Here is a 12,034-nt window from a genome sequence, read left to right as displayed (position 1 = left end):
AGGACCTGCTCATGTCGTTGAAAAGCATCGATCCCGCGCTCGACCTTATGGGGGATTTCGCCAAGGTAACCAACGGCGTCACCCGGCATATCCAGCAGATGCGGCAGGCCGCGATTTTTACGGACGGCGCCTTGCCCGCCCGTCAAAAGGCACTCGCAGCGATGCTGTGGTCGATTTCGGCGCGCTGCGAGCCGTGCATCGTGTTTTATGTGCAGCAGGCCGTAACCCTCGGCACGACTGAAGATGAGCTCGGAGAAGCGCTGGCTGTGGCCTCGACCATGGGCGGCTGCGTGGGCGAAATGTGGGCGCTGAAAGCTTACAAGGCGTACAAGGATTTCGTCAGTGGTCAAGCCTCGACGCAGACTGAACCTGGCTGCTGCACCTAAGTTTGCGTCGTGAAGGACTGCGGCAAGCCTATTGCCGCAGGGTGAAGTCGGTGGCCAACAGACTATCCAGAATATTCCGACGTTCGGTCGTCAGACCCGCACAGATACGTCATATTCAACACAAATTCTGGCGCAGTTTGATCGTCACCACGTCGATCACCTACATTGCGTGGCATGCCAGCACCGCCAAGTGCCCGCACCGAGACGGCGTCATCTCGCCGGGTAGATGCTTGAATCACCCACATGATGACTGCCTCGATCCACCTGATTGACCCGAGGTTTATCGTTTCTTCGACGGCCGCCAATAGCGATGGAGAAAGAAAGGGATCAGGAGCGCGAGGCCGAACGTCCAATGCAGCACCGCGATGACCGGAAAGGCACCATCGCTCGGGGGGTAGTACAGGAAGTAGCCCGAAAGCACCAGTATGAAAAGAAGGACGAACAGCAGCCCGCCCGTCAGTCTGTGCCGCTTGGCCTTCCATCCCCAGATGATGTGGCGTCCCCAGAGCCAGCCGAACACCCAAAGCTCGTGGAATGCTTGGAAATAGGCTCAGGGCCATGTGACGGGTTGACGTTCAAACAAGAACAATTATCATTTATTCGTTCGATTCGAGGAGCCTTCCATGAAACCGCTACTGCTCCTGGCGCTGGGACTGGGCCTCGCCCCCTTAAGTGCCGCCGCCGACAATCTGCCCGAGTACACCTTGGTCATCCACGACCACGCCTACCTGCCCGCTACCTTGCGGGTGCCGGCCAACACCCAGTTCAAACTGCACGTACGCAACGAAGATACGGTCCCGTCCGAGTTCGAAAGCAACGACTTCAACCGCGAGCAGATCGTGCTGCCGGGCACCACCGCCACGGTCTACATCGGTCCGCTGGACAAGGGGCGCTACACCTTCTTCGACGATTTCCATCGCGGCAGCGGTCACGGTGTGCTGATCGTTCAATAACCATGGAGCCGAATCATGCTTGCTATCGCCTTGCTGGTGTTCCGCGAAGTACTGGAAGCCGCATTGATCGTCACCATCGTCGCGGCGGCCACCCGCGGTGTGCTGCGGCGCGGCCTGTACATCGGCGGCGGCATTGCCTTGGGCGTGATCGGCGCGACCATAGTGGCGGGATTTGCCGGAGCACTGGAGGAGGCGGTGCACGGCACCGGACAGTCGCTGTTCGACGCCGGGGTGCTGTTGGCAGCGGTGTTGATGATCGGCTGGCACGTGGTCTGGATGTCCAGCCATGGTCGCGAACTGGTACAACAGATGCAGTCCGTAGGCCATGCGGTGAAAACCGGCTCCAGCTCGCTGGCGATGCTGTTGGCCGTAGTGGCGCTGGCTGTGCTACGCGAAGGCTCGGAGATCGTGCTGTTCTTGTACGGCATGGTCGCCGGCGGTGCGAACCTGCAGGACCTGCTGGCCGGCGTGCCATTGGGTCTGGCTGGTGGCACCGCGGTGGGCTATGCCCTCTATGCCGGTTTGTTGCGCATCCCCATGCGGCACTTCTTCAGCGCGACCAACGGCATGCTGGTGCTGCTAGCCGCGGGCCTGGCCGCCACCGCCGCGCGCTTCCTGCTGCAGGCGGACTGGCTACCGGCGCTGGGCGCCCAGCTTTGGAACAGCTCCGGCCTGCTCGACAACGGCTCGCTGCTCGGCCAGGCGCTGCACGTGCTGGTCGGCTACGACGCCCGCCCGAGTGGTATCCAGTTGTTGTTCTACCTGGCCACCCTGCTGCTGTTGCTGGCCGGCATACGCTGGGCGCGGCGTCTGACCGCGAATCCCCCCGCCACAGGAGCCGGTGCCTCCGCATCCCCCACATCTACGTGAACCCGCAGCACCCGGCAAACTGTCCTTGGCATCATGCGCGATTTTCGCGCGCGCGTTTGCCACCGCCCGCTTTCGAACGGCTTGCTTGAGAGGAATTCAGCCAGTGAATCGAATCCATCGGTCCAATGTCTCGCTAAGTGCGGACGCGTCGGCTGTCGTTACCGATGATGGTGACGCATGTGGCACCTGGCCCCCGGCGGCGCCCCGTCCCTGGTGTCCAGACACGGGGGTGTTTACGCGGAACCAGGCTGCGACCTCGTCCATGACGGGTTTTTTTGTGGGCGCCATGTGATGAATCGGCGTGGCTTTCTCAAAACCGCCGGACTGTCGGCCTTGGCCACGGGCTTGTTGCCTCAGGTACGCGCGGCGGACTCCACCATGGCATCGGCCATCGGCACGCCGGCCGAGTCCGTTCCCGCGGACTATGCGATTCGCATCGAAACCGGCTTGCTCGAACTGGCACCGGGCCGAACCATTGCCACCACGCTCTACAACGGCCAGTTCCCCGGCCCGCTGTTGCGGCTGAAGGAAGGCCGGCGGGTGATGGTGGATATTGTCAATGACACGGACACGCCGGAGCAGTTGCACTGGCATGGCCAGTACCTGCCCGATGCGGTTGATGGTGCCGCCGAAGAGCGCACGCCGTTCATTCCACCGCATGGTCGCCGCCGCGAAGTCTTCGTGCCGGGCCCCGCCGGCCTGCGCTTCTACCATAGCCACGTTCGGGCGGGCGTCGACCTTCATCGCGGCCTGTATACGGGCCAGGTCGGCCCCGTCTTCATCGAGCCGAAACACGATCCTGGCAGCTATGACCGCGAGGTGTTTCTGACGCTCAAGGAGTTCGAGCCTTATTTGACCCGCAGCGATACCGACACGCCCTTCATGGCGCCGGCGGGCATGGATGATGTGCTGATCGCCATCGCCGCCGGAGCCGATCCCGATGCCGGCCGCGTGCCGCCGGGCTATGAACTGGCCTACCACTCCTTTGCCATCAACGGCAGGATGTTGGGGCATGCCGAACCGATCCGCGTCAAGCGCGGCGAGCGCGTGCTGCTGCACGTCGTCAATGGCAGCGCGACCGAGGTGCGCAGCCTTGCGCTGCCAGGGCACGTCTTCAAGGTGGTGGCGCTGGATGGCAACCCGGTGCCGCATCCGGCCGAGGTACCGGTGCTGTGGCTGGGCAATGCCGAACGCGTCTCGGCGATTGTGGAAATGGACCAGCCCGGCGTGTGGGTGCTGGGCGACGTGAACGATCACGACCGTCAGGCTGGCATGGGCATCGTGGTGGAGTATGCCGGCGCGACCGGCAAGCCGGTGTGGCAAAAGCCCGCACCGTTTCTGTGGGATTACCGCCGCTTTGCCGACGCGAGCCGTCCGGTGCAGACACCCGATGCGGTCATTGACCTGGTTTTCACGGCCCGCCACAGCGCCGCGCAGGGTTTCAATCTGTGGTCGGTCAATGGCGTGCCTTACGACTCGACGACCATGCCGGTGACGCAGCATCTTAGGCTTGGGCGCCGCTACCGGCTGCGCATGCGGAACGCCAGCGACGATCTGCATCCTCTGCACTTGCATCGCCACAGCTTCGAGCTGACGCGCATCGCAGGACACAGGACGGCTGGGGTACTCAAGGATGTGGTGATGGTCGCGCCATTCCAGACTGTCGAGGCCGATTTCACCGCCAACCAGCCGGGCCTGACGCTATTCCACTGTCACATGCAATCGCACATGGACTTCGGTTTCATGGGGCTGTTCGAAACCCGTTGAAAACGATGCGGGCCGGCGACATGCTCACCGCCACGCAGCGAGATGGCCATCTCGCACCCTGTCCCCGGGGTATTGCGAGCGAACAGAGCGGAGAAGATGTGACGGTCTGTTTGGACATGGGATTCAATAACAGGATATCCGAACCACCTTTCTGCGAAAGGAATCTCCGATGCCGGTCAGCTATGTCACCGAGGAACAGCGCGACAGCTACGGTCGATACAACGGTGATCCATCCAACGACGAACTCGCTCGCTACTTCCATCTCGACGATGCTGATCGTGCGTACATCGCACGCAAGCGAGGCCACTCAAACCGCCTGGGCATAGCGCTGCAGCTGACGACGCTGCGCTACCTGGGGACATTCCTTGACGATCCACTGGATCTGCCACCGCTGGTGCTGTCTACCGTCGCCAGGCAGTTGGGCATCACGGACGCCAACCCCGCGCTCGGCGGCTATCGAAACGGCGAGCTGCGATGGGATCATCAGCGCGACATCTGTCGGCAGTATGGATTCGTCGAGATCACCGCAACGCCCATCGGCTTTCGATTAGGGCGCTGGCTGTACGCGCTGTGCTGGACGGGAACGGAACGACCCAGCGTTCTGTTCGAGCGAGCCACAGCCTGGCTCCTGACGCACAAAGTATTGCTCCCAGGGCGGAGCACACTCGAACGATTTGTCGCCAGTGTGAAAAGTCGAGTCGAAGAGCGTCTCTGGCGCCGACTGGGCGCTAGGCTCTCAGTTGCACAGCATCAGCGACTGGAGCAGTTGCTGATGGTGCCGACCGGCAGCCGCTATTCGCTTCTCGATCGATTGCGCTCGGGCCCCACTCGGGTCAGCGGTCCGTCGCTCATTCAAACGCTGATTCGACTTCGGGAGGTTCGGGAGCTCGGCATCGACCTGCCCACCGTGTCCCATCTTCCGGCCAGCCGGATCACGGCGCTGGCTCGCTTTGCGGGGGCGGCCAAGGCCAGCGCGGTGAGCCGCTTGCCCGAGGTTCGTCGCCTCGCCACCCTCGTGGCGTTTGTGCACTGCTTGGAAGCCACAGCGCATGATGACGCCGTCGAAGTCCTTGAAATGCTGCTGCGAGATGTCTTTGCCACTGCACGAAAGGAAGATCGGAAAACACGCTTGCGCACGCTGAAGGATCTGGATCGTGCGGCCACGCTTCTGGCTGAGGCTTGCCAAGTCGTGCTGGATACCTCGCACCCCGACAAGAAGCTACGCAAAGCATTGTTCGCCAAGGTACCTCGCGACATCCTTGCTCAGGCACTCCAAGAGGTGCGCAACCTGGTGCGACCGCCCGACGATGTCTTCTACAGCGAGCTGAGTGAACGCTATCGGCGCATCCGTCGTTTTCTTCCCTTTGTCCTGGAGAACCTGCACTTCGGGGCAAGTCCGGCAGGCGAGGCGGTGGTCGCCGCCTATGAATGGCTTCGATCACATCCAGGGCGATTCAAGGCCGACGATGTCGTCCCGCGTGACGTTATCCGTAAACGCTGGCAACGCTACGCGATTCGCGATGACGACAGTATCGATCACCGGGCCTATACCTTTTGCGTGCTCGATGAATTGCATACATCACTGCGCCGGCGTGACGTATTCATAGCTCCCAGCTGGAAGTACGCCGATCCGCGTGCAGGGTTATTGGACGGCAACGAATGGGAGACTGCTCGCCCAATCATCTGCCGCACTCTCGGCTTGTCGCACGCCCCCTCGTCGACGCTCGATGCGATCGGCAAGGAACTGGATGAAACCTATCGCGCGGTAGCGTCCCGACTCCCGGACAATCCCGCGGTACGCTTCGAAGGCGAGAGCGACTTGGTTATCAGCTCCCTCGACAAGCTGGAAGAACCGGCGTCCTTGCTGGCCTTGCGCAACGCGGTCAATGAGCGTCTACCGCGCGTGGACATCGAAGAAGTATTGCTGGAGATTGGGGCGCGTACTGGGTTCACCGATGCATTCACCCATCTCACCGAGCGGTCTGCTCGTGCCGCTGATCTTCCGATAAGTCTCTGTGCCGTGCTGCTGGCCGAGGCAAGCAACACGGGCTTCGAACCCCTCGTGCGGGCGGACATCGCTGCCCTCAAACGATCGCGTCTGTCGTGGGTCGACCAAAACTACATCCGCAACGACACCCTTGTTTCGGCCAATGCCATCCTCGTGGCGGCCCAGAATCGGTCGGCGTTGGCCCATCAGTGGGGCGGAGGCGACGTGGCGTCAGCCGACGGCATGCGTTTCGTCGTGCCCGTGCGCACCGTGCATGCGGCCGCCAATCCGAAGTACTTCGGTCAAGAACGCGGTGTGACGTGGTACAACCTGATCTCCGATCAGTTCAGCGGCCTCAATCACATCGCCGTGCCGGGCACACTGCGCGACAGCTTGATCTTGCTCGGTGTGGTGCTCGAACAGCCCACCGAATTGCAGCCGACCCAGATCATGACCGACACCGGCGCCTACAGCGACGTGGTGTTCGGGTTGTTTCGGCTGCTGGGGTACCGGTTCTGCCCCCGATTGGCTGACGTCGGCGGCACGCGATTCTGGCGCATCGATCCCGAGGCCGATTACGGCGACCTCAATGCCGTTGCGCGGCAGCGGGTGAAACTGTCATTGATCCAGGAGCAATGGGACGACATCCTGCGGCTGGTGGGCTCGCTGAAACTGGGGCGTGTCCCGGCCAACGGCATCATGCGAACCTTGCAGATCGGTGACCGGCCAACCCGTCTGGCCCAGGCCTTGGCTGAGTTCGGAAGAATTGAAAAGACGCTGCACACGCTGACCTATATTGACGATGAGGCGAAACGGCGTAGCACGTTGACCCAACTCAACCGCGGTGAGGGGCGACATAGCGTCGCCCGTGTCATTTTCCATGGAAAGCGCGGCGAGCTCCGACAGCGCTACCAGGAGGGGCAGGAGGACCAGTTGGGAGCCCTCGGCCTGGTACTCAACATTGTGGTTCTCTGGAACACCATCTACATGGAGGCAGCATTGGACCAACTACGTCAGGAAGGTTTTCCCGTGCATAACGAGGATGTCGCGCGGCTCTCGCCGCTCATCCACGACCACATCAACATGCACGGCCGATATTCCTTTGCGGTGCCCGAGGTAGTCGCTCGCGGGGAACTGCGCCCGCTACGAGACCCTAACGACAAGGAAGGCGATTGAGAAGGCCGGGTCAATGATCGACTATCTATATGTTTTATAAGGATAAATCATCCTTATTCCGGTTTTCCGTTCCATTGCTCCCCAAACCCCAACCCAGCGCCCTGCCCCTGCGTGTCGTCGATGCGCTGCAGGAGCTCGCCGCGGTACCGCCGGTAGCCCCGGACATCCACGCGCCGCGTCCTGCGCTGGCCGCCTCGGTCGAGGCGGTGCTCGCGCGGCTGGCCAGCTGGTCCTCGGACTTTGCCGCCGGCAGCGCGCCGTCGACGGTCAAGGCGGTGCGCTCGGACTGGACCCAGTACCTGGCTTGGTGCGAAGCCACCGGTGCGACGCCCCTGCCCGCCTCCGTCGACCAACTCGAGGCGTTTCTGACGGCGGCCATCGACAAGGGCCGCAAGCGCGCCACCGTGGATCGTTATCTGTACACGGTCGGTCTGGTTCATATCGCCGCCGGCCTGCCGAGTCCGTCCAAGGATCCGGACTGGCCGGTCAAATGGAAGAAGCTGATCCGGCGCCTGAAAAGCACCGGCGGCCATGCGCGCAAGCAGGCGGGCGAACTCGACAGCGCCGGTGTCGAGACCATCCTGGCCACACTCAGCGACAGTCCGCGGGACCTGCGCGACGCGGCCCTACTGGCGATCGCTTCGGACACGCTGTGCCGCGAATCGGAACTGGTGGCCATTTGTGTCGAACACCTGCACCACAACCGTCGGCGCAACACCTGGTCGCTGCACGTGCCTTTCTCCAAGACGAACCAGGACGGCGCGGCGCCGGACTATCGGTTCGTCAGCCTGGAGACGATTGCCCGGGTCCGTGCCTGGCAGGCGGCGGCCAACATCACCGACGGCGCCCTCTTCCGCCCGCTCGGTGGGCGGCCGAAGGTGACGGGCGGTCCGGCCGAGGCGATGCTGCCGCAGGAGGTGGCACGGATCTTCCGGCGGCGGGCGAAGGCGGCGGGCCTGGAGCACGCCGGGACCATCAGCGGGCATTCGGCGCGGATCGGCTCGGCCAACGATCTGGCTGAGCATGGAGCGACTGGGACGCAGATCCAGCAGGCGGGCGGCTGGAAGACGGATCGTATGGTCACCTACTACACCCGCCGGTCGTTGGCAGGAGCGAACGCCATGGCAGATTTGCGTGCCCCTGCGCGAAGTGCGGCAGTCAAGGACACCTAACAGGCTGTTGAGAAGCAGGGTTCCGCACTGCTTTTGATAGACACGATCTATGGCATGGTGGCCACTGCGATAGCGGTGGAGTGCGATTTCCGCCCTGCGGGCGCACGTCTCCTGTCGTCGCTCACGTTGGTGAAGGCTCCCACCATTCGCCGATGCCGCCGAGGCGGATCAGGTTATAGGCGGCAAACGTCCAGGTCACCCAGCCGCGCACCGCGGCGAGGCCGACCATCGGCAGCTTGCGCAGCCCGCCGATGGTCTTGATCCAGCCAAAGCCCTGTTCGATCCGTTTACGCACCTTCTGGCTGATCGCGTAGTCACCCGTGCGTGCCACTGCGCTCGGTACGGCGCTGCGTCGACCGTTACCCGTGTTGCGTGCGATGTGCGGCACGACTCCCCGTGCCATCAGTGCTGCGACGAAGTCCTGCGTGTCATAGCCCTTGTCGGCCCCGAGCGTAGCCCCTCGCAACACGCCAGCCGCGGTGAGCAGATCCAAGGCACCGTCGCGTTCGCCGGTGCCGCTGGCATGGCGGACATCCACGCCGATGACCAGGCCGTGGCGGTTCTCCATCAGGCTGTTGGCCAGGTAGCTCAGCTTGGCCTCCTTGCCTTTGCCCTTGCGGATCAAGCGGGCATCCGGATCGGTGGTGGACGCGTGCGTCTCGTTGCTGCGCGACTGGCCGCGAAAATTGTCGCCATCGCCTCCGTCCTGATCGTCCTTGGGACGGAAACTCTTGTGCGAAGCCCACGCCTCCAGCAACGTGCCGTCCACCGAAAAGTGCTCGTCGCTGACCAGATCACGCAGCCGCGCCAACAGCACGGTGTGCTCGAAGAAGTGCTGGGCGATCGCCTCGTCGAACAGCCGTTGGCGGTTGAAAGAGAACGTCGAGTGGTCCCACACCGAGTCGTCAATGTTCAGGCCCACGAACCAGCGGAACAGCAGGTTGTAGTTGAGCTGCTCCATCAGCAGCCGCTCGCTGCGCACGCTGTAGACCACCTGCAGCAGCGAGGCACGCAGGTTGCGCTCGGGTGGTATCGACGGGCGGCCGCCCGCGGCATAGCGTGCAGCCAGCAACGTATCGAGCTCGCCCAGGATCGCGTCCACCAGCACCCGCAGTTTGCGGATCGGATGATCCGGCGGCACGCGATCCTCGACCGATACATACGAAAACATGCCAAGCTGCTGGACGTCGGGGCTGCGCATCGGATCAAGCGGTCAGTGATTGAGAGCGTCTATGACCGCGGCGATGCGCGGAGGTTTCTCGACAGCCTGTTATCGGACAAGCAGGAGCAATAGATGCAATACCTGTGCATCTCGAGTTCTGGCAACAACGGCCCAAATACATCGAGAGCTGGCAGGTCGATTCTTTCTGCCGACGCGTCTCTCGATCGAGAGCAAGACAGCAGCGCCCTGCACGTCACTGAAACTGCAAAGCTAGTGACTGACATGGAAGCCCCAAGATGCCATTCAGGTTTCAGCAAGCTACTGGCCAGTGATTTGCGTAGCCTTGCGCAGCTATTTTGGGGACAGCGCGCATGAACCACCGAGACCCTCGTTCGGAAGACGTCATTTCGATCGCTCCATCGCTCGACGTCTCGCTGCGCGCTGCACGCATGCCTCGGCGGATACGCGCGCTGGATCGACGTGTACTTCGCATCACGCTTCTCGCCCTGGTCCTCGGTGTGATCGCCAGCGGCGTGGCCTGGGCACTGGTGACGCTCATCGGACTGATCACCAACCTGGTGTTCTATGGTCGTTTCAGCCTGACGTTCGCGGCCCCGGTCACCACTTACCTCGGTCACTGGGTCATCGTGATGCCCGTCTTGGGTGGCTTGGTCATTGGGATTATGGCGCGTTGGGGATCAACGGCCATCCGTGGTCACGGCATACCCGAGGCGATGGAGCAAATCCTGCTCAACGAGAGCCGCATCCCGCCCCGCATCACATGGCTCAAACCGCTTTCCTCCGCCATCGCCATCGGCACAGGCGGACCGTTTGGCGCGGAAGGGCCCATCATTGCGACAGGTGGGGCATTGGGTTCGCTGATGGGCCAGGTGCTTCGCGTCAGCGCAGACGAACGCAAAGTGCTGCTGGCGGCCGGCGCGGCCGGCGGTATGGCGGCGATTTTCTCTGCCCCCGTCTCCTCGGTGCTGCTTGCGATCGAGCTTCTTCTGTTCGAGCGTCGTGCACGCTCGCTCATTCCGGTGGCACTGGCCGCAGTGGCGGCCACGGGCATGCGCTACGTTCTGCTGGGGTCCGCCCCGGTGTTCCCGATGCCCAATGTGGCGTTGGTCACCCTGCCGGCACTTTGCATTTATGTACTTGTCGGTTGTCTGGTCGGGTTTGCCAGTATTGGTGTCACGCGTCTGACCTATGCCATCGAAGACGGGTTCGAGAAGCTTCCGGTTCATTGGATGTGGTGGCCTGCGATCGGTGGACTCGCCGTTGGCGTCATTGGCTATGTCATGCCGGCCACATTGGGTGTGGGCTACACCAACATCGACGCCATCATCGGAGGCCGGCTGGGGTTGTGGGTGCTGTTTTCGTTATGCCTGCTCAAGTTGGCCTCGTGGTCGATCGCACTGGGTAGTGGCACCTCCGGAGGCACGCTGGCGCCGCTTTTCACCATCGGTGGTGCGCTGGGCGGCGTGCTGGGCATCTGCATAGCGACACATTGGCCTGGACTTGGTGTGAATCCAGGTTTGGCCGCGCTCATCGGCATGGCGGCGATGTTCGCAGGCGCCTCCCGAGCGTTCATGACTTCGGTCGTATTCGCATTCGAGACCACGCAGCAGCCCCATAGTCTGCTGCCGCTCCTGGGGGGCTGCGCGGCAGCCTATCTGGTATCCGGACTGCTGATGCGGCGAACGATCATGACGGAGAAGATCGAGCGGCGCGGTGTGCGTGTACCGTCGGAATATAGCGACGATTATCTCGATCGCATCCCGGTCGGTGAAGTGAGTACGCGGAACGTATCAAGTCTGCATGCCAGCCAGACGGTGGGTGATGTCGCACGCTGGCTGATCAGCACCGATCCTGCCGCACGCTATGGGGGCTTCCCCGTGCTTAATGATCAGGGCGCTCCGTTGGGTGTGCTGATGCGAAGAACACTGCTGGATCCGTTGCAGCCAGCGGATGCGCGATTGATCGATCTGCTGCACGGACCACTCATCGTGGTTGACGAGAGCCACTCACTTCGCGAGGCAGCCGATCACATGGTAGATACAGGCGCCGACGTCCTCATCGTTGTGGCTTCGGATCAACCATCCCATATGGAAGGCATTCTTACCAAGGCCGATCTGCTCAACGCCCACGAACGCCGATTGCGACAGTCTGGCCTCGATCGAAAGTAAATGCTTCAACCCAACTTGGAGATCGGCGCATATGAATTTGCACCCCCGAGATCAGCCCACCCATGACAACCCGCGCTGATCCCATCGCCGTGCATGTATCGGCGAGTGACTCTACGTCTTCCGGTCCACTTGTTTGATCATGTCGATCAACGCTCGGAGAGGTGCTGGAACATGGCGGCGCCCGGGATAGTAGAGCGCAAGCCGATCAAAGGGTGGTGTCCAGTCTTCCAGCACGCGCTCCAGCCGACCCGCCGCAAGATCAGCCTCGACGTCGTATTCGCTCAGGTAGACCAATCCGAGCCCAGCCAGCGCTGCTTTGCGCAGCAGATGAGGCTCGTCCAGAGTAATGGCACTTTCGACCTCCAATGTCAT

General features: G+C 62.4%; 10 protein-coding genes. 7 read left to right on the top strand and 3 right to left on the bottom strand.

What is annotated here, in order from left to right; translation table 11 throughout:
- Window positions 1-11: 11 nt before the first annotated feature.
- Window positions 12-386: a carboxymuconolactone decarboxylase family protein gene (locus tag RA164_RS08120; protein WP_329743435.1), complete on the top strand. Its 375-nt coding sequence runs from the start codon at window positions 12-14 to the stop codon at window positions 384-386.
- A gap of 280 nt (window positions 387-666) precedes the next feature.
- Here the strand turns inward: RA164_RS08120 and RA164_RS08115 are convergent, their stop codons facing one another.
- Entirely contained in the window at window positions 667-906 is a 240-nt protein-coding gene (locus tag RA164_RS08115; RefSeq protein WP_329743434.1) for a hypothetical protein, read from the bottom strand.
- 103 nt (window positions 907-1,009) lie between these two features.
- Here RA164_RS08115 and RA164_RS08110 point away from each other — a divergent pair, with 103 nt between their 5' ends.
- The 5 genes from RA164_RS08110 to RA164_RS08090 all read left to right on the top strand — a co-directional run bounded on the left by RA164_RS08110 (window position 1,010) and on the right by RA164_RS08090 (window position 8,311).
- Window positions 1,010-1,339, top strand: coding sequence for a cupredoxin domain-containing protein (locus tag RA164_RS08110; RefSeq protein WP_329743433.1), 330 nt, complete (start codon window positions 1,010-1,012; stop codon window positions 1,337-1,339).
- 15 nt (window positions 1,340-1,354) lie between these two features.
- On the top strand, window positions 1,355-2,209 hold the full coding sequence (locus RA164_RS08105; protein ID WP_329743432.1) for an FTR1 family iron permease: 855 nt from the start codon (window positions 1,355-1,357) through the stop codon (window positions 2,207-2,209).
- 177 nt (window positions 2,210-2,386) lie between these two features.
- Complete coding sequence (locus tag RA164_RS08100; RefSeq protein WP_329743431.1) at window positions 2,387-3,976, top strand: multicopper oxidase family protein; 1,590 nt, start codon at window positions 2,387-2,389, stop codon at window positions 3,974-3,976.
- Window positions 3,977-4,145: 169 nt separating this feature from the next.
- The gene (locus tag RA164_RS08095) at window positions 4,146-7,139 is read left to right on the top strand and encodes a Tn3 family transposase (protein ID WP_329743430.1); all 2,994 of its coding nucleotides are present in this window, start codon (window positions 4,146-4,148) and stop codon (window positions 7,137-7,139) included.
- Between the two features lie 29 nt (window positions 7,140-7,168).
- Window positions 7,169-8,311 carry a tyrosine-type recombinase/integrase gene (locus RA164_RS08090; RefSeq protein WP_329743429.1) on the top strand — a complete coding sequence of 381 codons (1,143 nt, stop codon included), beginning with the start codon at window positions 7,169-7,171 and terminating at the stop codon, window positions 8,309-8,311.
- Window positions 8,312-8,432: 121 nt separating this feature from the next.
- On the opposite strand, the gene RA164_RS08085 is transcribed toward RA164_RS08090, so the two are convergent.
- The gene (locus RA164_RS08085) at window positions 8,433-9,512 is read right to left on the bottom strand and encodes an IS5 family transposase (protein WP_329743428.1); all 1,080 of its coding nucleotides are present in this window, start codon (window positions 9,510-9,512) and stop codon (window positions 8,433-8,435) included.
- Window positions 9,513-9,844: 332 nt separating this feature from the next.
- On the opposite strand from RA164_RS08085, the gene RA164_RS08080 reads away from it, so the two are divergent.
- Window positions 9,845-11,662 carry a chloride channel protein gene (locus tag RA164_RS08080; RefSeq protein ID WP_412731081.1) on the top strand — a complete coding sequence of 606 codons (1,818 nt, stop codon included), beginning with the start codon at window positions 9,845-9,847 and terminating at the stop codon, window positions 11,660-11,662.
- Window positions 11,663-11,773: 111 nt separating this feature from the next.
- Here the strand turns inward: RA164_RS08080 and RA164_RS08075 are convergent, their stop codons facing one another.
- A complete protein-coding gene (locus RA164_RS08075; protein WP_412731080.1) occupies window positions 11,774-12,034 on the bottom strand; it encodes a LysR substrate-binding domain-containing protein in 261 nt (86 codons plus the stop codon).

Source organism: Dyella sp. A6 (genome assembly GCF_036320485.1).
Lineage (GTDB): Bacteria > Pseudomonadota > Gammaproteobacteria > Xanthomonadales > Rhodanobacteraceae > Rhodanobacter_A > Rhodanobacter_A aluminiiresistens.
Note: the sequence above shows the minus strand (reverse complement) of the source record. Positions and strands in the feature narration are given on the sequence as shown.